This window comes from Cellulomonas sp. HD19AZ1 (assembly GCF_004535805.1).
GTDB lineage: Bacteria > Actinomycetota > Actinomycetes > Actinomycetales > Cellulomonadaceae > Cellulomonas > Cellulomonas iranensis.
The window spans coordinates 439,191-464,698 of sequence record NZ_SPHX01000003.1 but is presented as its reverse complement, the minus strand read 5'-3'; the positions used below and the strand labels follow the sequence as shown (position 1 = coordinate 464,698).

At 75.5% G+C, this 25,508-nt stretch carries 23 protein-coding genes; 10 read left to right on the top strand and 13 right to left on the bottom strand.

Annotated elements, in window-relative coordinates; translation table 11 throughout:
- Positions 1 to 21 precede the first annotated feature (21 nt).
- The 8 genes from E4A51_RS08315 to E4A51_RS08280 form a co-directional block, all read right to left on the bottom strand.
- Complete coding sequence (locus tag E4A51_RS08315; RefSeq protein ID WP_070320382.1) at positions 22 to 699, bottom strand: response regulator; 678 nt, start codon at positions 697 to 699, stop codon at positions 22 to 24.
- Positions 696 to 3,281, bottom strand: coding sequence for an ATP-binding protein (locus E4A51_RS08310; RefSeq protein WP_370297488.1), 2,586 nt, complete (start codon positions 3,279 to 3,281; stop codon positions 696 to 698). Before E4A51_RS08310 ends, E4A51_RS08315 begins: the two co-directional genes overlap by 4 nt.
- 8 nt (positions 3,282 to 3,289) lie before the next feature.
- A complete protein-coding gene (kdpC, locus tag E4A51_RS08305) occupies positions 3,290 to 3,868 on the bottom strand; it encodes a potassium-transporting ATPase subunit KdpC (protein WP_134851421.1) in 579 nt (192 codons plus the stop codon).
- An 11-nt stretch (positions 3,869 to 3,879) separates the two neighbouring features.
- On the bottom strand, positions 3,880 to 5,988 hold the full coding sequence (gene kdpB, locus E4A51_RS08300) for a potassium-transporting ATPase subunit KdpB (RefSeq protein ID WP_134851420.1): 2,109 nt from the start codon (positions 5,986 to 5,988) through the stop codon (positions 3,880 to 3,882).
- Entirely contained in the window at positions 5,985 to 7,649 is a 1,665-nt protein-coding gene (gene kdpA, locus E4A51_RS08295; protein WP_070319401.1) for a potassium-transporting ATPase subunit KdpA, read from the bottom strand. Before kdpA ends, kdpB begins: the two co-directional genes overlap by 4 nt.
- Entirely contained in the window at positions 7,646 to 7,735 is a 90-nt protein-coding gene (gene kdpF, locus E4A51_RS18280; protein WP_160309413.1) for a K(+)-transporting ATPase subunit F, read from the bottom strand. Before kdpF ends, kdpA begins: the two co-directional genes overlap by 4 nt.
- A 342-nt stretch (positions 7,736 to 8,077) precedes the next feature.
- Entirely contained in the window at positions 8,078 to 10,114 is a 2,037-nt protein-coding gene (locus tag E4A51_RS08285; RefSeq protein ID WP_134851419.1) for a TIM-barrel domain-containing protein, read from the bottom strand.
- Between the two features lie 198 nt (positions 10,115 to 10,312).
- Positions 10,313 to 11,329, bottom strand: coding sequence for a LacI family DNA-binding transcriptional regulator (locus tag E4A51_RS08280; RefSeq protein WP_070319403.1), 1,017 nt, complete (start codon positions 11,327 to 11,329; stop codon positions 10,313 to 10,315).
- Positions 11,330 to 11,440: 111 nt separating this feature from the next.
- On the opposite strand from E4A51_RS08280, the gene E4A51_RS08275 reads away from it, so the two are divergent.
- Both E4A51_RS08275 and E4A51_RS08270 read left to right on the top strand, forming a co-directional pair.
- Positions 11,441 to 12,613, top strand: a complete 1,173-nt coding sequence (locus E4A51_RS08275; RefSeq protein ID WP_134851418.1) for an ATP-binding protein — start codon at positions 11,441 to 11,443, stop codon at positions 12,611 to 12,613.
- Between the two features lie 121 nt (positions 12,614 to 12,734).
- Complete coding sequence (locus E4A51_RS08270; protein ID WP_070319404.1) at positions 12,735 to 13,178, top strand: YdeI/OmpD-associated family protein; 444 nt, start codon at positions 12,735 to 12,737, stop codon at positions 13,176 to 13,178.
- Positions 13,179 to 13,194: 16 nt separating this feature from the next.
- On the opposite strand, the gene E4A51_RS08265 is transcribed toward E4A51_RS08270, so the two are convergent.
- On the bottom strand, positions 13,195 to 13,746 hold the full coding sequence (locus E4A51_RS08265; protein ID WP_070319405.1) for a putative immunity protein: 552 nt from the start codon (positions 13,744 to 13,746) through the stop codon (positions 13,195 to 13,197).
- An 84-nt stretch (positions 13,747 to 13,830) separates the two neighbouring features.
- A complete protein-coding gene (locus tag E4A51_RS08260) occupies positions 13,831 to 14,265 on the bottom strand; it encodes a hypothetical protein (protein ID WP_070319406.1) in 435 nt (144 codons plus the stop codon).
- Positions 14,266 to 14,451: 186 nt separating this feature from the next.
- On the opposite strand from E4A51_RS08260, the gene E4A51_RS08255 reads away from it, so the two are divergent.
- From E4A51_RS08255 to E4A51_RS08235, 5 genes are all read left to right on the top strand, one after another.
- Positions 14,452 to 15,114 carry a hypothetical protein gene (locus E4A51_RS08255; RefSeq protein ID WP_134851417.1) on the top strand — a complete coding sequence of 221 codons (663 nt, stop codon included), beginning with the start codon at positions 14,452 to 14,454 and terminating at the stop codon, positions 15,112 to 15,114.
- 114 nt (positions 15,115 to 15,228) lie between these two features.
- On the top strand, positions 15,229 to 15,828 hold the full coding sequence (locus tag E4A51_RS08250) for a copper resistance protein CopC (protein WP_240696422.1): 600 nt from the start codon (positions 15,229 to 15,231) through the stop codon (positions 15,826 to 15,828).
- Positions 15,829 to 15,879: 51 nt separating this feature from the next.
- A complete protein-coding gene (locus E4A51_RS08245) occupies positions 15,880 to 16,458 on the top strand; it encodes a copper chaperone PCu(A)C (RefSeq protein WP_134851416.1) in 579 nt (192 codons plus the stop codon).
- A complete protein-coding gene (locus E4A51_RS08240; RefSeq protein ID WP_134851415.1) occupies positions 16,458 to 17,708 on the top strand; it encodes a Dyp-type peroxidase in 1,251 nt (416 codons plus the stop codon). The genes E4A51_RS08245 and E4A51_RS08240 overlap by 1 nt, the downstream gene beginning before the upstream one ends.
- Entirely contained in the window at positions 17,705 to 19,189 is a 1,485-nt protein-coding gene (locus E4A51_RS08235; protein ID WP_134851414.1) for a PepSY domain-containing protein, read from the top strand. Before E4A51_RS08240 ends, E4A51_RS08235 begins: the two co-directional genes overlap by 4 nt.
- Before the next feature lie 77 nt (positions 19,190 to 19,266).
- Here the strand turns inward: E4A51_RS08235 and E4A51_RS08230 are convergent, their stop codons facing one another.
- Positions 19,267 to 19,929, bottom strand: a complete 663-nt coding sequence (locus tag E4A51_RS08230) for a CatA-like O-acetyltransferase (RefSeq protein ID WP_134851413.1) — start codon at positions 19,927 to 19,929, stop codon at positions 19,267 to 19,269.
- 142 nt (positions 19,930 to 20,071) lie between these two features.
- On the opposite strand from E4A51_RS08230, the gene E4A51_RS08225 reads away from it, so the two are divergent.
- Positions 20,072 to 20,611: a GNAT family N-acetyltransferase gene (locus tag E4A51_RS08225; protein WP_134851412.1), complete on the top strand. Its 540-nt coding sequence runs from the start codon at positions 20,072 to 20,074 to the stop codon at positions 20,609 to 20,611.
- Positions 20,612 to 20,626: 15 nt separating this feature from the next.
- Here the strand turns inward: E4A51_RS08225 and E4A51_RS08220 are convergent, their stop codons facing one another.
- On the bottom strand, positions 20,627 to 21,253 hold the full coding sequence (locus tag E4A51_RS08220) for an alpha/beta hydrolase (protein WP_134851411.1): 627 nt from the start codon (positions 21,251 to 21,253) through the stop codon (positions 20,627 to 20,629).
- Complete coding sequence (locus tag E4A51_RS08215; protein WP_082739939.1) at positions 21,250 to 22,179, bottom strand: VOC family protein; 930 nt, start codon at positions 22,177 to 22,179, stop codon at positions 21,250 to 21,252. Before E4A51_RS08215 ends, E4A51_RS08220 begins: the two co-directional genes overlap by 4 nt.
- Positions 22,180 to 22,330: 151 nt before the next feature.
- On the opposite strand from E4A51_RS08215, the gene E4A51_RS08210 reads away from it, so the two are divergent.
- Together E4A51_RS08210 and E4A51_RS08205 are read left to right on the top strand one after the other, a co-directional pair.
- Positions 22,331 to 23,158: an ATP-binding cassette domain-containing protein gene (locus E4A51_RS08210; protein ID WP_167748856.1), complete on the top strand. Its 828-nt coding sequence runs from the start codon at positions 22,331 to 22,333 to the stop codon at positions 23,156 to 23,158.
- Positions 23,159 to 23,185: 27 nt separating this feature from the next.
- Complete coding sequence (locus tag E4A51_RS08205) at positions 23,186 to 25,504, top strand: YhgE/Pip domain-containing protein (RefSeq protein WP_134851409.1); 2,319 nt, start codon at positions 23,186 to 23,188, stop codon at positions 25,502 to 25,504.
- Positions 25,505 to 25,508 lie beyond the last annotated feature (4 nt).

Here is a 25,508-nt window from a genome sequence, read left to right as displayed (position 1 = left end):
GCAGCCGCAGCGGGGCCCGCGTCACGGCGCCAGCCGGTACCCCCGCGCGGGTTCGGTGAGCAGGTGCCGCGGGTGCGCGGGGTCGGGCTCGAGCTTGCGGCGCAGCTGCGCGACGTACACGCGCAGGTAGTGGCTCTCGGTGTCGAGGTACGGGCCGCGCAGCTCGCGCAGCAGGTCGGCGCGGTCGACCACGCGGCCGACGTTCCGCGCGAGGATCTCCAGCAGGTGCCACTCGGTGGGCGTGACCTGCACGTCGGTGCCGTCGGGGCGCTGCACGCGCCGCGCCGCGAGGTCGACCGTGAACGCCGCGGTCCGCACCTGCGGGCGTCCGGCCTGCGGCACTGCGCGACGCACGGCGGCCCGCAGCCGCGCCATCAGCTCGTCCATCGCGAACGGCTTGGTCACGTAGTCGTCGGCGCCCGCGTCGAGCGCCTCGACCTTGTCGTCCGACGTCTGGCGCGCCGACAGCACGACGACGGGCGTCGAGGACCACACGCGCAGCGCGCGTAGCACGTCGAGCCCGTCGACGTCCGGCAGCCCCAGGTCGAGCAGCACGAGGTCGGGCGGGTCGCCCGCGAGCAGGTCGAGCGCGGCCGCGCCGGTCGCGACGGCGTGCACGTCGTACCCGTGCACGCGCAGGCTCACGCCCAGCGCACGGGCCAGCGCCGGGTCGTCCTCGACGACGAGCACACGGGTCATGCGCCACCTCCGTCCAGCGGGATCGTCAGGACCATGGTGAGGCCGCCGCCGGGCGTGTCCTCGGCGTCGAGCGTGCCGCCGTCGGCCGTGACGAACCCGCGCGCCACCGCGAGGCCCAGGCCGAGCCCGTGCCCGCGGGGTGCGTCGTCGAGGCGCTGGAACGCCGTGAACATCGCGGCCTTGCGGTCGTCGGGCACGCCCGGGCCGTGGTCGACGACGCGCACGACGACGACGTCGTCGACCTGCCCCGCGCTCACGCGCACCGGCGCGCCGCCGTAGCGCACGGCGTTCTCGACGACGTTGGCGAGCGCACGCTCGAGCAGCGCGGCGTCCACCGTGACGAGCGGCAGGTCCTCGGGGACGTCGACGTCGACCGCGCCCTCGGGGACGCCCGCCAGGGCCGCGGGCACGACCTCGTCGAGCGCGACGGGCGCGCGGCGCGGCACGACCACGCCCGCGTCGAGGCGGCTCATGTCGAGCAGGTCGTCGACGAGGTGCTGCAGCCGGTCGGCGTTGTGCTCGGCGTCGCCCAGCAGCGCCGTGCGCTCGTCGGCGGGGATCGCGTCGCCGAGCGAGCGCAGCGCCGAGACCGACGCCTTGATCGCGGCGAGCGGCGTGCGCAGGTCGTGCGACACGGCCGCGAGCAGCGCGGTGCGCATGGCCCCGCGCTCGCGCTCGGCGCGTGCCGTGCCGGCCTCGACGCGCAGCGCGTCGCGCTCGAGCACCGCCTCGACCTGCAGGCCGACGGCGCGCGCGAGCCGCACCTCGTGCGGCGGCGGCGTGCGGCCGGTGAGCACGAGCCGCAGCGCGTCGGTGACCGGGACCTCGGTGGGGCCGTCGTCCGGCGCGTCGTCGAGATCCGCGCCGCGAGCCCCATCGGGTGCCGCATGAAGACCCACGCCGAGGGCAGCGCCGGGCGTCGTCGGCCCGCCCGCGGGTGCGTGCGCTGTCGCGACGTCCACCCACGGCGCGGCGGGGGCCGCCCGGCGCTGCGCCACGACCCGCCGCAGCCGCAGCGCCTCCCGCAGCGCCTCGAGCGCCGCACCCGCGGGGTCCTCGCCGCCGAGCGACGCGGCCGCCGTGGCGGCGAGCGTGTCGGCCTCGGCGCGGGCGCGCGCGGCCTCGGCGGTGCGGCGCGCCGCGAGGTCGACGACCGCCGACACGCCGACGGCGACGGCCACGAGCACGACGATCGCGAGCGCGTTGCGCGGCTCGGTGATGCTCCACGTGCCGACCGGCGGCGCGAACAGCACGTTGCTGAGCGCGCCCCCGAGCGCGGCGGCGACGAGCGCGGGCACGAGGCCGGCGACGAGCGCGACGCCGACCGTGAGCGCGAGGAACAGCATGAGCGCGATCGACAGCGTGTCCCACGTGGTCGCGGCGTCGAGCGCGAGCGCGAGCGCGGGCGGCCCGGCGACGGCCAGCCCCCAGCCGAGCAGGCGGCGCCGGCCCGTGAGCGTGCCGCGGCGCGGCGGGCGCCGGAACCGCCGGCCGCCCGCGTGCGGGTGCGTCACGACGAGCACGTCGATGTCCCCGGCGTCGCGGATCACCTCGGTGCCGACCCCGGGTGACAGCGCCTGCGCGAGCCGCGAGCGCCGCGTCACGCCGAGCACGATGCGGCTCGCGTTGACGCCGCGCGCGACCTCCAGGACGGCGGCCGCGACGTCGTCGGCGACGACCGTGTGCCACGTGCCGCCGAGCTGCTCGACCAGCAGGCGCTGCCGGGCCAGCGCGTCGGGCGGCGCGCCGCGCAGGCCGTCGCCGCGCAGCACGTGCACCGCGAGCAGCTGCCCGCCGGCGGACTGCGCGGCGATCCGCGCGCCGCGCCGCAGCAGCGTCTCGGTCTCGGGCCCGCCGGTGACGGCGACGACGACGCGCTCGCGCGCGGGCCACGGGTCGCTGATGCCGTGCGCGGTCCGGTACGCCTCGAGCGCGTCGTCGACGCGGTCGGCGGTCCACAGCAGCGCGAGCTCGCGCAGGGCCGTGAGGTTGCCGACCCGGAAGTACTGCGTGAGCGCGGCGTCGACGGTCTCGGCGGCGTACACGTTGCCGTGCGCGAGGCGGCGGCGCAGCGCCTCGGGGCTCATGTCGACCAGCTCGATCTGGTCGGCCCGACGCACGACCGCGTCGGGAACGGTCTCCTGCTGGCGGACGCCCGTGATGGCACGCGCGACGTCGTTGAGCGACTCCAGGTGCTGCACGTTGACGGTCGTGACGACGTCGATGCCCGCGGCGAGCAGGTCCTCGACGTCCTCCCACCGCTTGGCGTGCCGGCCGCCGGGCGCGTTGGTGTGCGCGAGCTCGTCGACCAGCGCGATCTCGGGGTGCCGCGCGAGCACGGCGTCGACGTCGAGGTCGGTCAGCGTGGTGCCGCGGTGCTCGACCGTGCGGCGCGGCACCACCTCGAGGCCGTCGAGCAGCGCGGCGGTGCCCGCGCGGCCGTGCGTCTCGACGAGCGCGACGACCACGTCGGTGCCGCGCTCGGCCCGGCGCCGCGCCTCGTCGAGCATCGCGTACGTCTTGCCGACCCCGGGCGCCGCGCCCAGGTACACCCGCAGGCGGCCGCGCCGCACGTCGTCCACGGGACCGATCATCCCGCCGCGGCGGCGAGCGCGGCGTTCAACGTGACGACGTCGACGCGCGGCTCGCCGAGGAACCCGAGGTCGCGACCGGACGTCGCGTCCGCGACGAGCACCCGCACCCGCGCCTCGGGCAGGCCGCGCTCGCGCGCGACGCGCGGCACCTGCAGCGCCGCGTACGCGGGGCTGATGTCGGGGTCGAGCCCCGACGCGGACGCCGTCACCGCGTCGGCCGGGACGGCGGCGGGGGAGACGCCCTCGCGCGCGGCGACCTCGGTGCGTCGCCGCTCGACCGTCGCGAGCAGGTCGGGGTTCTGCGGGCCGAGGTTCGACGCGCCCGACGCGAGCGCGTCGTACCCGTCGCCCGCCGCGGACGGCCGGGGCAGGAACCAGCCGGGGCCGTCGAACGCCTGGCCGACCAGGCGCGAGCCGCGCACCTGCCCGTCGACGACCAGGGGCGACCCGTCGGCGCGGTCGGGCACGACGCGCCCGACGGCCCACACGGCCGTCGGGTACGCGACGCCGAGCAGCAGCGTGAGGGCCAGGAGCAGGCGCAGGCCGCCGAGGGCCTGCCGGGCGAACGCGGTCACGTCGGTCTCCTTCAGAACCCGGGCAGCAGCGCGACGACGAGGTCGACGAGCTTGATGCCCACGAACGGCGCGACGAGGCCGCCGACGCCGTAGACCAGCAGGTTGCGGCGCAGCAGCGCCCCGGCCGCGGCGGGCCGGTACCGCACGCCGCGCAGCGCGACGGGCACGAGCGCGACGATCACGAGCGCGTTGAACACGACGGCCGACAGCACCGCGGACTGCGGCGAGTGCAGCCGCATGACGTTGAGCGCGTCGAGCTGCGGGTACAGGCCCGCGAACATCGCCGGGAGGATCGCGAAGTACTTCGCGACGTCGTTGGCCAGCGAGAACGTGGTGAGCGCGCCGCGCGTGATGAGCAGCTGCTTGCCGATCGCGACGATCTCGATGAGCTTGGTCGGGTCCGAGTCGAGGTCGACCATGTTCCCGGCCTCCTTGGCGGCGGACGTGCCGGTGTTCATCGCGACGCCCACGTCGGCCTGCGCGAGCGCGGGCGCGTCGTTGGTGCCGTCGCCCGTCATCGCGACGAGCCGCCCCTCGGCCTGCTCGCGGCGGATGAGCGCGAGCTTGTCCTCCGGCGTGGCCTCGGCGAGCACGTCGTCGACGCCGGCCTCCTCGCCGATCGCGCGCGCGGTGAGCGCGTTGTCGCCCGTGATCATCACCGTGCGGATGCCCATGCGACGCAGCTCGTCGAAGCGTGCGCGCATGCCGGGCTTGACGACGTCCTTGAGGTGGACGACGCCGAGCGCCCGCGCGGGGGCACCGGCCACGGCCTCGGCGACGACGAGCGGCGTGCCGCCCGACCCGGCGATCTCGTCGACCGCGCGCGCGACGTCCGCCGCGGGGCTGCCGCCGTGCTCGCGCACCCACGCGAGCACGGCCGACGCCGCGCCCTTGCGGACCTGCCGCGCGGGCGTCGCGCCGTCGGCCGGCAGGTCGACCCCGCTCATGCGGGTCTGCGCCGTGAACGGCACGAACGTCGCGCCCCCGACGGCCGTGCCGCGCAGGCCGTGCGCGTCCTTGGCGAGCACGACGACCGAGCGGCCCTCGGGGGTCTCGTCGGCGAGCGACGACAGCTGCGCGGCGCGCGCGAGGTCCTCGACCGTGACGCCCTCGGCGGGCACGAACCCGACGGCCTGCCGGTCGCCGAGCGTGATGGTGCCCGTCTTGTCGAGCAGCAGCACGTCGACGTCGCCCGCGGCCTCGACCGCGCGCCCCGACAGCGCGAGCACGTTGCGACGCACGAGCCGGTCCATGCCGGCGATGCCGATGGCCGACAGCAGCGCGCCGATGGTCGTCGGGATGAGGCAGACCAGCAGCGCGACCAGCACGACGAGCGGCTGCGGCTGCCCCGAGTACACGGCGAGCGGCTGCAGCGTCACGACGGCCAGCAGGAACACCAGCGTGAGCGCCGCGAGCAGCAGGTCGAGCGCGATCTCGTTGGGGGTCTTCTGCCGGGCCGAGCCCTCGACCAGCGCGATCATGCGGTCGAGGAACGTCTCGCCGGGCTTGGCGGTGATGCGCACGACCACGCGGTCGGACAGCACGCGCGTGCCGCCCGTGACGGCGCACCGGTCGCCGCCGGACTCGCGGATCACGGGTGCGGACTCGCCCGTGACGGCCGACTCGTCGACCGACGCGACCCCCTCGACCACGTCGCCGTCGCCCGGGATCGTCTGGCCGGCCTCGACCACGACGAGGTCGCCGACGGCCAGCGCGGTGCCCGCGACCTCCTCCTCGGTGCCGTCGGCGCGCAGCCGCCGCGCGACCGTCGTGCTGCGCGTGCGGCGCAGCGAGTCGGCCTGCGCGCGGCCGCGGCCCTCGGCGACGGCCTCGGCGAGGTTCGCGAACAGCACGGTCGCCCACAGCCACGCCGCGATGGCCCACGCGAACGCCGACGGGTGCAGCACCGCGAGCACCGTGCAGGCCAGCGCGCCGACCCACACGACGAACATCACGGGCGTGCGGACCTGGTGGCGCGGGTCGAGGCGGCGCGCGGCCGGGCCGAGCGCCGCGAGCAGCTGGCGCGGGCCGAACACGCCGCCGGTCCGCGCGGCGGACGTGCGGGCGGCCGCGGGGGCGGCGCTCGCGGCGGGGTCGGTGCTGACGGGTGTGGCGGTCACAGGAGTGCCTCCGCGACGGGGCCCAGCGCGAGCGCCGGGACGAACGTGAGGGCCGTGACGACGACGGTCACGACCGCGAGCAGGCCCGCGAACAGCGGGCCGTGGGTGGGCAGCGTGCCCGCGGTGACGGGCACGCGGCGCTGCCGCGCGAGCGTGCCGGCGAGCGCGAGCACGAGCACGACCGGCACGAACCGGCCGAGCAGCATGACGACCCCGAGCGTGACGTCCTGGTAGGGCGTCGCGGCGCCGAACCCGGCGAACGCCGACCCGTTGTTGTTGGCGGCCGACGCGTACGCGTAGAGGATCTCGGTGAGCCCGTGCGCGCCCGGGTCCTGCACCGACGCGGCGACGCGTGCGGGCACGCCCGCCGTGAGCGCGGCGCCGACCAGCACGAGCGCGGGCATGGTGAGCACCGACAGCGCGACGAGCGTGACCTCGCGCTGCCCGATCTTCTTGCCGAGGTACTCGGGCGTGCGGCCCACCATGAGCCCCGCGAGGAAGACCGTGAGGACGGCGAGCACGAGGATGCCGTAGAGCCCCGACCCGACGCCGCCCGGCGCGACCTCGCCCAGCACCATGTTGAGCAGCGCGGTCCCGCCGCCCAGCGCGGTGAGCGAGTCGTGCGACGCGTTGACCGCGCCCGTCGACGTCGCGGTGGTCGACGCCGCGAACAGCGCGGACGCCGCGGGACCGAACCGCACCTCCTTGCCCTCCAGCGCGGCCCCGGCCAGCGCGGGCACGGCACCGTACCCGCGGGTCTCGGCCCACGTGAGCACGGCCGTGGTCGCGGCCCACAGGCCGCCGGTCGTCGCGAGCACCGCCCAGCCCTGGCGCAGGTCGCCGACCATGCGGCCGAACGCGCGCGGCAGGCTGAACGGGACCGCGAGCAGCAGGAAGACCTCGAGCAGGTTGGTCCACGGCGCGGGGTTCTCGAACGGGTGCGCGCTGTTGGCGTTGAAGAAGCCGCCGCCGTTGGTGCCGAGCAGCTTGATCGCCTCCTGCGACGCGACCGGCCCCGTGAGGAGGGTCTGCGTGCCGCCGTCGAGCGTCGTGACGGTCTGCGGGCCCGTGAACGTCTGCACGACGCCGCCGAGCAGCAGCGCGACGGCCGCGACCGCGGCCAGCGGCAGCAGCACGCGCACGGTGCCGCGCACGAGGTCGACCCAGAACGACCCGAGCCGGTCGGTGCCCGACCGCGCGAACCCCCGCACGAGCGCGACGGCGACGGCCATGCCGACGGCCGCGGACACGAAGTTCTGCACCGTGAGCCCGGCGGCCTGCGCGAGGTGCCCGAGGGCCTGCTCGCCCGAGTACGACTGCCAGTTCGTGTTGGTGACGAACGAGACCGCGGTGTCCCACGCGGTCGTCGGGGCGAGCCCGGCGCGGCCCAGCGAGAGCGGCAGCCACGCCTGCAGGCGCAGCAGCGCGTACAGCAGCACCACGGACACGAGCGAGAACGCGAGCACCGACCGCGCGTACACCGACCACCGCTGGTCGGCGTCGGGGTCGATGCCGCCCAGCCGGTACAGCGCGCGCTCGACGCGCAGGTGCCGGGGCGAGGTGAACGTGCGCGCCAGGTGCTCGCCGAGCGGCACGTGCACGGCCGCGAGCAGCGCGACCAGCAGGCCGACCTGCAGCCAGGCCGCGACCGCGGCGCTCACCGTCGCTCCGGGTGCAGCAGCGCGCGCAGCAGGTACGCCGCGAGGCCCACGGCCACGACGAGGGCGGCGACGGTCTCGCCGCTCACGGCCGGTCCACCCGGTGCGCGAGCCCGCGCACGAGCGCGGCGAGCAGCCCGAACAGGCCGCCGGTGAGGACGAGCAGGACGAGGTCGGCCACGGGTGCTCCTCGTGGTCACCGCCGCGGGGGCGGGGCGACCGCCGTGGTCACCGCGACGAGCGTGCTCCGCGGCGGGTGCGCCGGGACCGCGTCCTGACGGTTCCCTGACGCCCGCTGACCGGGCCCGTACGTGCGCCCGTACTCGTACCCGGTCCCGGACCCGGGCCGCGCCCCCACGCCGGGGCGCCCGCGCCGGACGACGGCCGAGGGGGCGGTCGGCGTCCGGCGCGGCGGTGGCCCGGGCCCGGGGTCAGGAGGCCGCGCGCAGCGCGTCGCGCAGCTCGGCGCCCGCGCCGTCGCGCCCGAACAGCGGCAGCACGGCCAGCGGCGCCTCGACGTCCACGCGCGCGCCGCCCGCGTGCACCTCGCCCGTGCGGACGTCGGTCCACGACGCACCCGCGGGCAGGTGCACGGTGCGGGACGTCGCGCCGGGGTGCACGACGGGCGCGACGAGCAGGTCGGGGCCGAACAGGTACTGGTCGGTGACCTGCCACGCGTGCGGGTCGTCGGGGAACTCGTGGAACAGGCCGCGCAGCAGCGGCTGCCCGTCCTCGTGCGCGGCGCGCATGAGGCGGCGCACGTACGGGCGCAGCGCCTCGCGCACGCGCAGGTAGCCGGTGAGCACGCGCTCGACGTCGGGCCCGTAGCTCCACAGCTCGTTGGGGGCGCCGGACGCCATGCGCGACGACCCGTCGGCCGCGGTGACGGGCCGGCTGGGCTGCCGGTCGCCGTGCATGCGCAGCACGGGGCTGAACGTGCTCATCTGGAACCAGCGCACCAGCAGCTCGTGGAACGCGGGGTCGCGCACGTCGCCGCCGTGGAACCCGCCGATGTCGGTGGTGAACCACGGGATGCCCGCGACGCCCATGTGCACGCCCGCGACGACCTGGCGGCGCAGCGCCTCCCACGAGCACGCGATGTCGCCCGACCACACGAGCGCGCCGTACCGCTGGCTGCCCGCCCACGCGCACCGCACGAGGTTGACGACCTCGGTCTCGCCCGCGGCGCGCAGCCCGTCGTGGAACGTGCGCGAGAACAGCTGCGGGTACACGTTGCTCACCTGCGCGCCCGGGCCCGCGTGGAACCGGTAGTTGTCGAGGTCGTAGCGCCCGTACTCGGGCTCGGCCTCGTCGAGCCAGAAGATCCGCACGCCGTGCTCGTGGTAGCTGCGCCGGCACAGCTCCCACAGCGCGGCGCGGGCGCCCGGGTGGGTGACGTCGACGAACATGCTGGGCCCGCCGAACGCCATCTGGACCTCGAGCCCGCGGTCGGCGCGCACGAGGTGGTTGGCGCGCGAGAGCGCGGCGAAGTTCTCGGAGTCGACCGACACCTGCGGCCACACCGAGACCATGAGCTCCGTGCCGAGGTCGCGCAGCTCGGCGGTCATCGCGGCCGGGTCCGGCCAGAACTCCTCCTCGAACCGCTCGTCGCCCATGTGCGGCCAGTGGAAGAAGTCGGCCACGACGACGTCGACGGGCAGGTCGCGGCGGTGGTGCTCGCGCGCGACCTCGAGCAGCTCGTCCTGCGACGCGTAGCGCAGCTTGCTCTGCCAGAGGCCGAGCGCGTGCTCGGGCATCATCGGCGCGTGACCGGTCGCGTCGGCGTACGCGGACGCGATCTGCGCGGGGGTGCCGCCCGCGGTGACCCAGTAGTCGAGCTGGCGCGTGCTCTCGGCGACCCACTCGGTGCGGTTGCGCCCGAACGTCGCGCGCCCCACGGCCGGGTTGTGCCAGAGCATCCCGTACCCCGCGCTGGACACGACGAACGGCACGGACGCCTGCGAGTTGCGGTGGACGAGCTCGAACGTGCTGCCCTTGAGGTCGATGAGGTCCTGCTGGTAGAGCCCCATGCCGGCCAGGTGCTCGTCGGGGTCCGACGTGAAGCTCGCGACGAGCCGGTGGTCGCCGCCGACGTGCGCGCGGAAGTCCCGCGCGCGCAGCTTGAGCGCGCCGCCGGTGCCGTGCTCCTCGAGCAGCACGCGGCCGTCCGCGTCGAGGAACCGCACGCGGCACCACGCGACCTGGTAGCCGACCTGCCAGTCGAGGTGCTGCCCGGCGGTGAGCTCGACGGTCAACCGGCCCTGCACGAGGCGGGCGGTGGTGCCGTCGACCTCGATCGCGGGCGGCGGGCCGTCGGGTGCGGGCAGCAGCGCCCAGTCGGTGTCGAGCACGTCGCCCGTGACGGACGCGCGCACGCGCACGGCGTCGGCGCCCCAGGGGTCGACGACGAGCGTCTCGCCGTCGCCGGTCCAGGTGAGCCGACGGCCGTCGGTCCGGAAGTGCTGCACGTGGGTCTCCCGCGGTCGGTGGGTCCGGTCTCGCTCCTGTGGAGAACCGGTTCACCACGCCGAGCACGCTAACCCGCTCGCGGGTGGGGAGGCAACGGGTCGATCGAGGGGCCGGTCACGGATGGTCGCGCGCGGGGCGGCGGGGGCGGGCGGGGTGGTCGGCCGCACGTCGCGCGCCCCGCCGCCCGGTCGCGGTGGTCAGTCGCGCAGACCCCGCCCGGGCGCGGCCGTCGTGGCGCCCGGGTGCAGGACGGCGGGCAGCAGGTCGACCGCACCCGCGGCGGCGCCCGCGAGCTCGTCGAGCGCGCGCTCGACCGCCCGCGCGACCATCGCCCGCCCGGGCAGGTCGACGAGCGTGAGGTCCGGGTGCCCGGCCACGGGCTGCTCGACGGGGGAGAGCGCGACCAGGGAGACGTCGCCCGGCACCGAGCGGCCGCGCCGGTGCAGCTCGGTCACGAGCTCGTCGACCGCCGCGACGTCGAGCACGAGCACCGCCGTCAGACCGTGCAGGTCCGCGAGCGTCGCGTCCAGCCACGCGGCGACGTCGCCCCGCGCGCACGCGCCGAACCGGCCGCGCACGCCCCGGTCGTCGCACGCGCGGGCGAACCCGGTGCGGAACCGGTGCCGGAACGACAGCTCGTCGGCGTCCGGGTCGGCGGGGTCCTCCGGGCCCGCGAGCACGGCCACCTCGCGGTGCCCCAGGTCCGCGACGTGCCCGAGCATCGTGCGCGCGGCGTCGGCGAAGTCCAGGTCGACCGCGCTCAGGCCGTGCGTCTGCGCCGGCCAGCCGACGAGCACGACCGGCTGCGGCAGCGCCGCGAGCACCGGCAGCCGCGCGTCGTGCAGCCGCACGTCCATGACGACGAGCGCGTCGGCCAGCACGTCGCCCGCGAGCTCGTCGTCGCCCCGGCCCATGAGCAGCACGTCGTACCCGCGCGGCTGCGCCGTGTACATCGCCGCGCGCACGAACCGCATGAACACGTCGACGTCTGCCTCGCGCGAGCCCGGCCGGTACGACGCGAGGAGCCCCAGCACGTTGGTCCGCCCCAGCGCCAGCGCGCGCGCCGCGGGGGACGGCCGGTAGCCCAGCCGCTCGACGCTCGCGAGCACGCGCGCCACCGTCGCGTCCGGGAACCGCTTGCGGCCCGACAGCACGTTCGACACCGTGCTCGGCGCGACGCCCGCGTCGGCCGCGACGTCCCGGATGGTGGCCATGCGGGTCAGGGTATGCGGGTGGGCTGTCGACATGGCCTGTTCGCCGCGAGAGGTGTACCACCTGAGGTGGATGTATAGAGCAATTCGCTATACGACTGTATGATCCCCTTCATGGATCGCGCGCTCAACCCCTACGCGCCCGGGTCGGGCCTGAGACCGCCCGCGATGGTCGGGCGGGAAGCGCAGGTGGAGGCGTTCGACACGGTGGTGGCACGCACCGGCAACCACCTGCACAACCGAGGCATGGTGCTCTCGGGGCTGCGCGGCGTGGGCAAGACGGTCCTCCTCAACGAGCTCCGCGCCCATGCCGACTCCCACGGCTGGTTCACCGTGGCGATCGAGGCCGTTCCCGGCGACGCCGGGGCGCGTGCGGTGCGAGGAAAGCTCGCGCGCGAGCTCCTGGTGGCGGCTCGCCGCTACAACCGTCCGGGCGCGCGTGAGCGGCTGAAGGGCGTACTCGGCAGCATCGGGTCGTTCTCGGCGACCATCGGGGTCGCAGGCGTGTCCCTGGGGATCGAGACCACCGAGGGGCGTGCCGATACCGGCCAGGTCGACCTCGACCTCGAGGAGATGGTCGACGACGTCGCGACGGCGCTGCGGCCGGAGGGCAAGGGCTTCGCCATCTTCATCGACGAGATGCAGGACGTCGACGACGAGCTCCTGACGGCGCTGCTCGCCGTGCAGCACGCCGCAGGGCAGCGACAGTGGCCCTTCTACGTCATCGGCGCCGGTCTCCCGAGCCTCCCGTCCACACTCAGCGAGTCGCGTTCCTATGCCGAGCGCTTGTTCGACTACCACGAGATCGGGCCCCTGAGCCGCGACGCCGCCGGTGCTGCGCTGGCCACGCCAGCGGAGAAGGTCGGGGCGAGATACGGTGCGCAGGCGCTCGACCTCCTCGTCGAGGCGGCCGCGGGCTACCCCTACTTCCTCCAGGAGTACGGCAAGGCCATCTGGGACGTCGCTCCGGCGAAGGTGTTCACCGAGGCGGACGCCGAGCGCGCGCTCGAGCTCGGGCGCGCGCAGCTCGACCAGGGCTTCTTCCCGGCGCGGTGGGATCGAGCGACACCCGCCGAGCGCGCGTATCTGCGGGCGATGGCCGAGGACGGTGACGGGGGATCTCGGAGCGGCGAGGTCGCCCGTCGACTCGGCAAGCAGATCGGGAGCCTCGGGCCCACCCGGGCGCAGCTCATCGCGAAGGGTCTGGTGTACGCGCCCGAGCACGGCCGGATCGCCTTCACCGTCCCCGGCATGTCCGACTACATCGGGCGGCAGCACACCGAGTAGGTCGGGGCGGGCGTGAGCCGGCACGGCGCGACGAGGAGTCACGGCGACGCGGGGGCCCGGCGGGGTGGAGCGTCGTCCTGTCCCGGTGGTGCCCGGCCGTGCCGCGCGGGACGATGCGGGCATGGCCACGCAGACGTTCACCACGACCCTGCTCCTCGACGGCAACAACACCGGCGTCGAGGTGCCGCCCGCGGTCGTCGAGGCCCTCAGTGCGGGCAAGCGCGCCCCGGTCGTCGTCACCGTGAACGGGCACACGTACCGCTCGACGCTCGCCGTCATGGGCGGGCGTCACCTGATCCCGTTCTCGGCGGCGCACCGCCGCGAGACCGGCCTCGCGGGCGGCGACCCGATCGAGGTCACGCTCGAGCTCGACACGGCACCGCGGGTCGTCGAGGTGCCGGCCGATCTCGCCGCGGCGCTCGACGCGGCCCCCGGGGCGCGCGCCGCGTTCGACGCGCTCTCCCCGAGCGCCCGCAAGGCGCACGTCACGGCCGTCGAGGGGGCCAAGGCGGCCGAGACCCGCGCGCGGCGCGTGGCCGCGGTCGTCGAGAAGGTGCTCGCCTGAGCCTCGCGGCGCGGGGTCAGTTGCGCGCGCGGACGGCCGCGTCGAGCGCGCTCGTGAGCTCGGCCAGGCGGTGCCGCCCGGCGGGTGCGGGCGGGTAGCGGCGCAGGACCGCGGGCACGGGCGGTGCCGCGAGCCCCGCGAGCGTCGCGACGGCCTCGTCGGCCGCGCGACCGGCGTCGTCACCGGCGGCGACGGCACGGAGCTCCGCGACGCGCGCCACGCACGCCGCCGCACGCAGGATGTGGCCGACCTGCGTCGCGCGCGCGATCGGGTGCAGGTAGGCGGCCGCCGCCGCGTCGCCGCACGCGAGCGCGCCGAGCCGGGCGACCTCGTCGTCGACCGCGGCGGCGGCCCGGTGCGCGGCGACCGCGGCCGTGCGCTGCCGGTTGCTGCGCGCGGCGCCGTCGGTGAACGCGCGGGCGGCGGCGAGCGCCTCGCGGGGCCGCGGGTCGTCGGGGACGGCGGCCTCGAACGCGGGCAGCACCTGCGACGCGCAGTCCGCCGCGTACCGGGCCACGGCCCGCAGGTCGTCGGTGCTGAGCTCGACGTGGTCGGGTGCGGCGGTCACGTCGTCATCCTGCCGTGCCGCCGCGTCGTGCTCTCGGCGGCGCCGCGGCCGAGGCCCGCGTCGCTCTCCGATCGTCCGGCCCGGCTACGCGTCGAGCGCCGTGCTCCTGACGGGCCGGCGGCCCGTGCGCTCGGCGACGGCGGCGACCTCGTCGGACGTGTACGCGCTGCGCGTGCCCGAGATCGACATGCCGGCGGCCGCCGCGAGGGTCTTGAGCGGGTAGGGCTGCGGCGCCACGAACTCGCGGCCGTACGCGACGAGCATCCGCAGCCGGTCCTCGGCCTCGCGCATCTCGGTGCGGGCCCGCTCGATCTCGGCAAGCAGCACGTCCTGGCGCGTGGGTGACCGGTCGCCGTCGGCGACGCGCAGGTACCGCTCGAAGACCTCGCGCTGGCGCACCACCTCCTCGCGCACGGCCTCCAGCGGTGCCCGCGTCAGCTCGTCGGCGTCCGCGGGCGCCGGGGCGGGCACGGGCAGGACGATGTCGATGATGTCGTCGATCGCGTCGCGCTTCTCCATGCGTTCACCGTACGCAACGGGTTGCGATCATCGCAACGAATAGCGACGAGTGAAACACGAAGAGCGTCAGCCGTGACCCACGTCGGATCGGCGAGCAGCGCGGGTTCGTCCTCCGACGGAGGGTGGGAGCCCTGGCCGCCGCGCCGGGTAGGACCTCGGTCCCGGCTCCCGCGTAGCATGACCGCCGTGTCCGGGCCGGGTGACGTCGCGGCGCCACCTGATGGCGCCCGTCGACTGACCCGTGGGCTGGGTGCGGCGATCGCCTCGACGCTCGTCGCGCTGGTGTCGCACGTGACGGCGGGAGGCGCGCTGCCGGGCCCCCTCGGCGTCGTGGTCCCCCTGGTCTTCTCGTTCACCGTGTGCTCGGTGCTGGCCGGCGTACGGATGCGCTGGATGCGGTTGTCCGTGTCCGTCGCCGTGAGCCAGCTGATGTTCCACGTCCTGTTCGTCCTCGGTGCGACCACCCCCGGGACGACGTCGTCGTCCGCCGTCGGCCATGCCGGCCACCACGGCGCAGACGCGGCGGGCCTGCTGGCCGGCACCGCCGAGCCGGTCGCGCACCTCGCCCACGCGTCGGCGGGGATGTGGGTCGCGCACGCCCTGGCGGGCGTGGTGACGGTGCTGGCGCTGCGCCACGGCGAGGTCGTGGCGGCGCGCATCGCGGCCGTGCTGCTGCGGTTCGCGCGTCGGCTGCTCGTGCTGCTCCCGCGGCCCACGTCCGTGGTCGCGCGCCCTGCGGCCGCGGCGATCGTCGTCGCCGACGGTCCCGTCCGTCGTGTGCTCCTGCTCGCGCTGGGAGGCGTCACCCGTCGTGGCCCGCCGCTCGCCGGTCGTCCTGCCCTGACCTAGCCGGCGCGGCTGACGCGCTGGTCCGACGACCTGTCGGGGACACCTGCCCGGTGCGCGACTGCCGCGCCCCGGAGTCCCGTGGCGTGTGCCCGGCACCGCGTGAGGTGTTTCGACGTGACTTCGTCCTTCAGGCGCGCCCTGGGGCGGGCCGTGGCCGTGAGCTCGTTCGCCGGGCTCATGCTCCTCGGCTCGTCCACCGTGGCGTCCGCGCACGACCAGCTGATCGACAGCGTCCCCGGTGGTGATCGACGCCTCGAGCAGGCGCCGGTCGAGATCCGGCTCGAGTTCTCGGCCGAGGTGATGGACGTCGGGGCCGCAGTGGTCGTGGCCGACGCCACGGGCGAGGACCGGGCGACCGGAGCGCCGGTCGTCGACGGTCAGGTCGTGACGGTTCCGCTGGAGCCGGACCTGCCGGACGGCGGCTACACGGTGCGGTGGCGGGTGGTGTCCTCCGACGGGCACCCCATCACCGGATCCATCCCCTTCGGTGTGCGGGACGACCCGCCGTCGGCGTCGCCGACAGCACCGAGCGCGACGTCGTCGACCACCGCCGACCCCCAGGGCCCCCAAGCGGGGGCCGAGGGGTCCACGGCCGCGTCCGGCGACGGGCCGTTGCGCACCGTGCTGGTCGCGGCGGCCGGCGCCGGGATCGCGGCAGGGGTCTACGCGGTGGTCCTCGTCGTCCGCCGTCGGGCACTCACCCGGGCGCGCTGAGCGCGCCCCACCACCTGTCTTCCTTCCGAACGAATGAGAGCTGAGATCGTGATGTCTGTTCGACACACCCTGTCCACCCTTGCCGCGGCCGCCGCGGTGCTCGCCCTGGCCGCGTGCGGGACCGACGCCCAGAGCGCCGACACGAGCCCGACCGCCACCGGTGCGAGCAGCGCCGGTGAGTCGGTCGTCCTCGAGGACGGCTGGGTCAAGTCCGCCGACTCCGGCATGTCCGCGGCGTTCGGCGAGCTGGAGAACACCGGCGACTCCGACGTGACCGTCGTGTCGGTGACCAGCCCGGCCTCTTCCGCGATGGAGCTGCACGAGACCGTCGAGAACGAGTCCGGGCAGATGGTGATGCGCGAGAAGGCCGACGGGTTCACCATCCCCGGCGGGACGTCGCTGAGCCTGGAGCCCGGCGGGAACCACCTGATGCTGATGGACCTCGTCGAGCCGCTGCACGCCGGCGACGAGGTCGCCTTCACCCTGACGTTCTCCGACGGCTCCACCTACGAGTTCACCGTCCCGGCCAAGGACTACTCCGGAGCCAACGAGACGTACGAGGGCGGCGAGCACATGGACATGGGCGAGCACGCGGACATGGGCGAGCACATGGACATGGGCGACGAGTGATGGCCCGAGACCGGACGCCTGAGGCCGGTCGCAGCGGACCCAGCCGGCGGCAGTTCCTCCTGGGAGGGGCTGTCGCCGGCGCCGGCGCGGTCGTCGCGGTCGGTGCCGATGCACTGACCCGGCGGTCGACGAGGTCCGACGACGCGACGACGAGCCCGCCGGAGGTGGGCGAGGCGCTGCACGGCACCGAGACCGTCGACTTCCACGGCACGTACCAGGCCGGGATCGCCACGGCGCCGCCGCAGGCCTACGCCACGCTGGTGGCCCTGGACCTGCACACGCAGACCGACCGGGACGGTCTGCGGCGGATGATGCAGCTGCTCACCGACGACGCGGCCCGCCTCACCCGGGGGGTCGCCGCCCTGGCCGACTCGGAGCCGGAGCTCGCTCTGGTGCCCTCCCGGTTGACCGTGACCTTCGGGTTCGGCCCCGAGCTGGTGCGCCGCGCCACGACGGTCGACGCCCCGTCGTGGCTGCGCCCGCTGCCCGCCTTCGGGATCGACCGGCTGCAGGACGCGTGGAGCGACGGCGACCTGCTGATCCAGGTCGCCGCCGACGACCGGATGACCGTCGCGCACACCGTGCGGATGCTGCTCAAGGACACCCGAAGCTTCGCCCGGCTGCGCTGGACCCAGCCCGGGTTTCGCCGAGCTCGCGGGTCGCAGGCCTCCGGCACCACGATGCGGAACCTGTTCGGACAGGTCGACGGCACCGTCAACCCCGCACCGGGGACCGCCGACTTCGACGAGCTGGTGTGGATCCGCGACGGCTGGCTGGCCGGCGGCACCGGGGTCGTCGTGCGTCGGATCGCGATGAACCTCGACAAGTGGGACGAGCTCGACCGCAGCGGCCGCGAGCAGTCCGTGGGGCGCTACCTGTCCAACGGGGCGCCGCTGACCGGTGCGCAGGAGCACGACGAACCCGACTTCGAGGCGACCACCGCGATCGGCTTCCCCGTCATCCCGGAGTTCTCGCACGTGCGCCGTGCACGCTCCGAGGACACCCGGCAGCGGATCTTCCGCCGCGCGTACAACTACGACGACGCACCCGTCGGCGAGCAGATCTCGAGCTCCGGGCTGCTGTTCGTCTCCTACCAGGCCGACGTCGACGCCCAGTTCGTCCCGCTGCAGCAACGGCTCGACGAGCTCGACCTGCTGAACGAGTGGACCACGCCGATCGGCTCCGCCGTCTTCGCCGTCCCGCCCGGCTGCGCCGAGGGCGGCTTCATCGGAGAGACCTTGCTGACATGACCACGCCCACCGCACCGGGCCGCACGCTGCCCGCGGCCACCACGACGAGCCCACCGCGTGCCCGCAGGCGCTGGCTCGGCCCGCTCCTGCTGCGCCTGCACTTCTACGCCGGGGTGTTCGTCGGGCCGTTCATCGTCGTCGCGGCGATCAGCGGCGGGCTGTACGCCCTGACCCCGCAGATCGAACGGGTCGTCTACGCCCACGAGCTCACCGCAGCGTCACCCGACGCCGCCGCGCTGCCGCTGGCCGACCAGGTCGTCGCGGCCCGCGAGCACGTCGGCCAGGGCGAGACGCTCGTCGCGGTGCGACCCGCTCCCGAGCCGGGCGCCACGACCAGGGTCATGTTCGCCGGCACCGACCTCGGGCCCAGCGAGACCCGTGCGGTGTTCGTCGACCCCGGCACCGCCGAGGTCCGCGGCGAGCTGACGACCTACGGCACGAGCGGGGCGCTCCCGCTGCGTACCTGGATCGACCAGCTGCACCGCAGCCTGCACCTGGGTGACCCCGGCCGGCTCTACAGCGAGCTGGCAGCGTCCTGGCTGGGGATCATCGCCCTGTCCGGTCTGGCGATGTGGGTGGTGCAGTTCCGCCGCACCCGACGCCGCCGGGACATGCTGCGCCCCGGGACGGGCAGGACGCCCTACGCCCGCACCCGCAGCCGCCACCTCGCCGTCGGCATCTGGGTCATGGCCGGGGCGCTGTTCCTGTCCGCGACCGGCATCACGTGGTCCCAGCACGGCGGCGCCAACGTCACCGACCTGCGTGGCGCGCTCGGATGGTCGACCCCGGCCGTCAGCACCGCGCTGGACGGAGGCGGCGACGGCGCAGGTGACGAGCACGCAGGTCACACCACAGCGGTCACCCCGGGCGTCAGCAGCGGGACGTACGCACCCGGCGCGTTCGACTCGGTCCTCTCCGTGGCGCAGGAGGTCAACGTCAACACCGGCCTGGTGGAGATCCGGCCACCGGCCGAACCCGGCACGGCATGGGTCGTGCAGGAGATCCAGCGGAGCTACCCCACCGAGGTCGACGCCGTCGCGATCGACGGCACGACCATGCAGGTCACCGACCGGGTCGACTTCGCCGAGTTCGGCCTGATCGCCAAGCTCGCACGGTGGGGCATCGACCTGCACATGGGGTCGATGTTCGGTCTGCCCCACCAGATCGTGCTGTTCGTGCTGGCCTCCGGCATCGTCTCGATGGTCGTCTGGGGCTACACGATGTGGTGGCAGCGCCGACCCACCCGCACGCAGCATCGGCCCGGCGCGCCTCCCGCGCGCGGCGTCCTGCGGCAGGTCCCGTGGTGGGGCGCCGTGGCCGTGATCGCGGTCGCCGCGGCCGTCGGGCTGTTCCTGCCGCTGCTCGGGGTCACCCTGGCTGCGTTCCTGCTCGTCGACCTGCTGCTGGCGTGGGTCGCTCGTCGTCGCGACTCGTCGCGACGACGAGCGAGCCCGGCGAGGGCCGACGCCCACGGCGCGTGAGCAGCGCCTGGGCGACCGCGGACAGCGCGGCCACCGCGAGCGGCGGGAGGCGCAGGTCGCGCCGGGCGGGCGTGCCGTCAGCCGGCCGCCCACGACGGGTCGGCGAGCAGCGCCCGCAGCTCCTCCACGAGCCGCGCCGTGTGGAAGCCGTCCGCCGCCGCGTGGTGCACCTGCACCGCGAGCGGCAGCAGCACCCGCCCGTCGCGCTCGACGTACCGGCCCAGCGTGAAGATCGGCGCGAGGTGCGTGCCCGGCGTCGCCGTGATCGTGAACCCCGTGAACGACGTCCACGGGATGCTCGACACGTCGAACGTGGCGGCCGGCCGCGGGCCCTGCGGGAACAGCTCGCCCGACCCCGCGTGCTCGGCCACCACGGCAGCGGCCGCGGCGTGGAACGCGGCGTAGTCCGGGTCGTACGGCACCCACAGGCTCGCGAACGTCTCGCTGCCGGGGTGCATCACGGTGAACGACGGGTGCACCACGGGCCAGACGGCAGGCGCGCCGTCGGTCGTGAGCGTCATGCGGAACTCGTCGTGCCGGTTCACCACCGACGCGATCGCCCACACCTGCGTGAGGTAGGTGCGGCGCCCCGCTGCGCGGACCGCGGCGACGAACGCGGTGACGTCGACCTCGACCGTCATCGCGTACGTGCACGGCACGGCGCGCAGGTAGTGGGCGAAGTGCTGCCGCCGGGGCCAGGTGTCCAGGTCGATGAGGGCCGGAGCGTCCACGCGGTCCATCGTCGCAGGCCGGGCCCAGGGCCGGCCGCCGCTGCGCGCGCGGGGCGGCGCACAGGCGGCTGCGCGACGATCGGTGAGGACCGGTCGGGACCCGGCGACGGTCGTGAGCCGACCGGCGGGGAGGACGAGGAGGACGGGGAGCATGACGGCAGGAGCAGGGATCGCGGTCGAGCTCGTCGAGGCGCAGCCGGCGGACCTCGACGCGTTCGCGCGCCGCGTGCAGGCGGCGTTCGCGCTCGCGGTCCCGGCGGGAGCGGCGCCCGGCATGGCCGAGCCGATCCCGTCGGACGAGGACCTGCGGGAGTCGTTCGCCGCGCCCGGCGCCGAGGTGCTGCACGTCGTCGTCGGCGGGGAGCGTGTGGGCGGTGCGGTGGTGAGCGTCGACCGGGAGGCGGGGCGCGGCAGCCTCGACTTCTTCTTCGTCGACCCCGAGCACCACGGGCGGGGGGTCGGGCGCGCCGCCTGGCGCGCGATCGAGTGTCGCTACCCGCGCACGCGCGTGTGGGAGACCATGACGCCGCACTTCGAGGTGCGCAACATCCACTTCTACGTCAACGTGTGCGGCTTCCACGCCGTCGAGTTCTTCCACCCGGGTCACCCCGATCCGCACGCGCCGGCCGCGGGGTCGGGGCAGGGCCACGACGACGACCTGATGTTCCGCTTCGAGAAGCGGATGGCCTGACGGCGCCGCGCCCGCTCAGCCCGCCACGTGCGCCGTGAGAAACGTGCGGACGTCGGCCAGCTCGGCCGCGTCGATGCCGTGCGCGAGGCCCGGGTAGGTGCGGGCCGTCAGGGTGCTGTGCGCGGGCAGCCACGCGGCGGTGCGCTCGATCGCGTGCGGCGCGATGACGGTGTCGAGCTCGCCGCGGCCCCAGAAGACCGGGGGGCGCGTGCCGGCCAGCGTGGCGTCGCCGGGTCGCTCGCCGCCCGCGACGAAGCCGCCGAGCACGACGGTCGCGGCGACGCGCGCGGGTCGCGTGCGCAGCAGCTCGGTGGCCATGAGCCCGCCCTGCGAGAACCCGAGCGGCGCGACCGTCGCGTCCGGTCCGAGCTCGGCGTCGACCCACGCCCAGATCGCGTCGGCGGCCGCCGCGACCGGTGCCGGGTCGGGGGAGCCGGGCGTCGTGATCGGGAACCACGAGGCGCCGCCGTGCGGCAGGTCGAGCGGTGCGCGCAGCGCCGCCCACGGCAGGCCCGACGGCAGGTGCGGCGCGAGGCCCGCGAGGTCGTGCTCGTGCGAGCCGAACCCGTGCAGCAGCAGCACGGTCGGGGCGGCCGGGTCCGCGCCCGGCGCGGGGGAGCGGACGGCGCGCAGCGTGCTCACCGGGCCAGCAGCTCGTCGGTCGTCGTGCCCGGGACGGACACCGTGACCTGCGTGCCCCACGGGTCGCGCAGCTGCACCGCGCGGCCGTCGTCGGCGAACGCCAGGCCCGCCGCGCGCAGACGCCCGACGAGCGCGTCGAGGTCCGCGCGACCGGGCACCGTCACGGCGACGTCGCCCAGGCCGAGCGTCGAGGCGCGCGGCCCGGCGCCGCGGCTGTTCCACGTGTTCATCGCGACGTGGTGGTGGTACCCCCCGGCGGACGCGAACAGCGCGCCCGGGTAGCCGCGCGTGGTGGCCTCGAAGCCCAGGGCGTCGAGGTAGAAGGCCTCGGCGGTCGCGATGTCGCCGACCTGCAGGTGCACGTGGCCCACCTTGCCGGCCAGCTCGGGCCCCGCGTCGAGGGCCTCCTGCGTGAGGTGCTCGCGCAGGTAGCCGTTGGGGTCGAGGAACTCGGTGGACATGACGAGCTCGCCGTCGCGGTGCAGCCACAGGCTGCGGTCGCGGTCGGTGTAGAGCTCGATGCCGTTGCCCTCGGGGTCGGTGAAGTAGAACGCCTCGGAGACGAGGTGGTCGGACGAGCCGACGAACCGGCTGCGCGGGTCCTGCGCGGCGCGGTAGACGGTCGCGGCGAGGCTCGCGGCGTCGTCGAACAGGAACGCGGTGTGGAACAGGCCGGCCTGGTGCGGGTCGACGGCGGGCAGGCCCGGGGTGTGCACGAGCCGGACCATCGGCGTCGTGCCGCGGCCCAGCACGCGGTGCACCTGCTGCCCGCGCACGCGCTCCTCGAGCGGCTCCATCGCGATCGCGTCGGCGTAGTAGGTGGTCATGGCCTCGAGGTCGCCGACGTGCAGCGTCACGGCGTCCATCGAGGTGGTGGCGGCCAGGACGCGCTCGTCGGCGGGTCCGGCGGACGTCGTGGTGCTCACGGTGACCTCCGAATAGTTGTTGATACAAGTAGAGAGTACGCCGAGAAGGTTGATGCTTCAAGTGGCGAGCGTCACGGCTTCCTGTGAGGGCGGATCGCTGCGCATCGTGTTTAGACTGACTAGTCAGTTCAAAAGATCCGAGGGTGCACCCGTGACCACCACCAGCCTCACCGCACCGGACGCCGCGTCCGACGCCCCCCGCCACGCCGCCGACCCCGCCACCACCGGTGCGCCGGACGTCGCGGCACCCGCCGACGCACCCCGCGAGGGTGCCGGCACCGCCCCCGGGGCACCCCCGCCGCCCGCCGTCCTCGACGCGCGCGCCGCGCACGTCCGCGGCGCGCGCGGCGCCGTCTTCGGCCCGCTCGACGCGACCTCCGCCCAGCCCGTCACCGTCGTGCTCGGCGACCGCGGCTCGGGCCGCACGTCCTTCCTGCTCGCGACGGCCGGGCGCATGCGCCTGACCTCCGGCCGCCTCACCGTCCTGGGTCGCGACACCTCCCGGGCCGCCGCGGCCGTGCGCCAGCGCGCCGGCATCGCGGGCTTCGACGGCATCGACGACCTCGAGCCCGTCGTCTCCGTCGGCGCCGTCGTGCGCGAGCGGCTGTCCTGGGAGAGCCCCTGGTACCGCCGCACGCCGCGCGTCACGGCCGCACGCCTCACCGCGCTGCTCGGCCCCGTGCTCGGCGACGTGCCCGTGCCGGAGCCCGGCCTCCTCGTGCGCGACCTCTCCGAGGCGCAGGACCTGCTCGTGCGCGTCGCGCTCGCGCTGCTCGCCCGCCCCGAGGTGCTCGTCGTCGACGACCTCGACGCCGTCAAGAACCCCCACGAGCGCGCCGTCGTCGCGCGCTGCCTCGAGGCCCTCACCGACCCCGCGCACCCGCAGCACGTGCGCGCCGTCGTCCTCGGCAGCGCCGACCCGCGCGACACCGACCTGCTCACCCCCGACCGCACCGCCGTCGTCACGCTCACCCGCTGAGCGACGACCCGCGAGAACGAGAGACCCATGTCCGTCCTGTCCACCGGCACCGAGCTGCGGCGCTTCCGCCGCGGCGTCCTGCCGAAGATCGCGCTCGCCGTGCTCTTCGTCATCCCCCTCATCTACGGCGCGCTGTACCTCTGGGCGTTCTGGGCGCCCACCGACCACCTCGACCGGCTGCCCGTCGCGCTCGTGGACGAGGACGTCGCGGTCACCCGGGCCGACGGCACGACGCTGCACGCGGGCGCCGACGTCACGCAGCGCCTGCTCGACGGCGGTGACCTCGGCTGGCGGCTCGTCGACGCGAAGACCGCCGCCGACGGCGTCGCCGACGGCAGCTACTACTTCTCCGTGACGATCCCCGCGGGCTTCTCCGCGAGCCTCGCGACCCTGTCCGAGGACGACCCGCAGCCCGGCACGATCGACGTCGTCTACGACGACGCGAACAGCTTCCTCGCCGACACGCTCGGCAAGACCGCGATGGTCCGGGTGCGCGACGCGGTCGCCGAGTCCGTCACGCGCGACGCCGCCGACACCATGCTCGTGGGCGTCTCGACGCTCGCGGACGGCGTGCGCGACGCCGCCGACGCCGCGACGCGCCTCGACGACGGCGCGCAGCAGCTCAACGGCGGCGCGGGCGCCCTCGTGGTCGGCCTCGGTCAGCTCGCCGACGGCTCCGCACGCCTCGGCGACGGCACCGCGCAGGTCAGCAGCGGCACGGCCCAGCTCGCGTCCGGCCTGCAGACCGCGCACGACGGCGCCGGGCGCCTCGTCGACGGCAGCGGTGCCCTCGCCGACGGCCTCGCGTCCGCCGACGCGGGTGCGCAGAAGCTCAGCGGCGGCGCCGGCACGCTGTCCACCGGGCTGGGCGACCTCGCGACCGGTGCGCACGACGCCGCGACCGGTGCCGCGACCCTCGACGGCGGCCTCCAGCGGCTCGCGCCCGGCGCGACGACCCTGCGCGACGGCCTCGCGTCCCTCGACGAGAAGGCGAAGGCGCTGCCCGCGTCCGCGACGGCGCTCGCCGACGGCGCGACGCGCGTCGCCGGCGGCGTCACCGCGCTGCAGCAGCTGCGCACCGCGAATCCCGACATGACGCTCGCGCAGCTCGACGCGGTCCTGCAGTCCAAGGGCTCGAGCATCGACGCGCTCGCGGCCGGTGCCGGTGCCGTCAGCACCGGCGCGGGCCAGCTCTCGGCGTCCGCGACCCCGCTCGCGAGCGGCGTCTCCCAGCTGCACGCGGGGGCCGACCGGCTCGCGTCGGGCCTCGGCGACGCGGCCACCGGCGCGACCACGCTGCACACCGGTCTCGCCCGGCTCGACCAGGGCGCCGCCTCGGCGGCCTCCGGAGCGCGCGACCTCGCGACCGGGGCGCAGAGCCTCGCGACGGGCGTCGCGCAGCTCGACACCGGTGCGCACACGCTCGCCGACGGCACGCAGACCCTCGCGTCGGGCCTCGGCACCGCCGCGGGCAAGGCCGGTCAGCTCGCCGACGGCGCCGCGCAGGTCGCCGACGGCGCCGCGACGCTCCGCACGGGCGCCTCCACGGCGGCGGCCGGCTCCACGACGCTCGCCGACGGCACGCGGACCCTCGCCGAGGGTGCCGGCACGTTCGCCTCGACCCTGCAGGACGGGGCGGCGAAGGCCCCGTCGTTCACGTCCGACCGGGTCGAGCGCACGGCCGACGCCGTCGCGACGCCCGTCACGCTCGACGAGACCACGCACCACGAGGTGCAGGGCTTCGGCGAGGGCTTCGCGCCGTTCTTCATCGCCCTCGCGACGTTCGTCGGCGCGCTCATCACGTGGCTGATCCTGCGGCCGCTGCCGCGCCGCCCGCTCGCGTCCGGCGTCTCGGGCCTGCGCACCGTGCTGACCGGCTACCTGCCGGCCGCCGCGGTCGGCGTGGTGCAGGTCGTCGTCATGATGTTCGTGCTGGTGCTCGGCATCGGCATGCAGCCCGTGCACCTGATCGGCATGGCGGCGTTCATCCTGCTCACCACGCTCGCGTTCCTCGCGCTGCAGCAGATGTTCGTGGTGCTGCTCGGCACGGCCGCGGGCCGCGTCGTGGCCCTCGTGCTGCTCATGCTGCAGCTGTCGTCGTCGGGCGGCACGTACCCCGTCGAGACCACGCCCCGGTTCTTCCAGGCGCTGCACCCGTACATGCCGGCCACCTACGTGGTCGACGGCCTGCGCGAGCTCGTCGGCGGCGGCGTCGACCAGCGGCTGTGGGCGGCGGTGCTGGTCATGTCAGCATTGCTGATCGGCTCGCTCGCGGTGAGCGCGTGGTCCGCGCGCCGGCAGAAGGTGTGGACGATCGCCCGGCTCCACCCCGAGCTGAGCGTGTAGCGGA

Coding starts and splice junctions, on each gene's coding strand:
- E4A51_RS08235 (WP_134851414.1), top strand. CDS start 17,705: ATGACCACGCCCACCGCACCGGGCCGCACGCTGCCCGCGGCCACCACG.
- E4A51_RS08280 (WP_070319403.1), bottom strand. CDS start 11,329: ATGGCCACCATCCGGGACGTCGCGGCCGACGCGGGCGTCGCGCCGAGC.
- E4A51_RS08275 (WP_134851418.1), top strand. CDS start 11,441: ATGGATCGCGCGCTCAACCCCTACGCGCCCGGGTCGGGCCTGAGACCG.
- E4A51_RS08240 (WP_134851415.1), top strand. CDS start 16,458: ATGGCCCGAGACCGGACGCCTGAGGCCGGTCGCAGCGGACCCAGCCGG.
- E4A51_RS08270 (WP_070319404.1), top strand. CDS start 12,735: ATGGCCACGCAGACGTTCACCACGACCCTGCTCCTCGACGGCAACAAC.
- E4A51_RS08260 (WP_070319406.1), bottom strand. CDS start 14,265: ATGGAGAAGCGCGACGCGATCGACGACATCATCGACATCGTCCTGCCC.
- E4A51_RS08225 (WP_134851412.1), top strand. CDS start 20,072: ATGACGGCAGGAGCAGGGATCGCGGTCGAGCTCGTCGAGGCGCAGCCG.
- E4A51_RS08245 (WP_134851416.1), top strand. CDS start 15,880: ATGTCTGTTCGACACACCCTGTCCACCCTTGCCGCGGCCGCCGCGGTG.
- E4A51_RS08315 (WP_070320382.1), bottom strand. CDS start 699: ATGACCCGTGTGCTCGTCGTCGAGGACGACCCGGCGCTGGCCCGTGCG.
- E4A51_RS08205 (WP_134851409.1), top strand. CDS start 23,186: ATGTCCGTCCTGTCCACCGGCACCGAGCTGCGGCGCTTCCGCCGCGGC.
- E4A51_RS08230 (WP_134851413.1), bottom strand. CDS start 19,929: ATGGACCGCGTGGACGCTCCGGCCCTCATCGACCTGGACACCTGGCCC.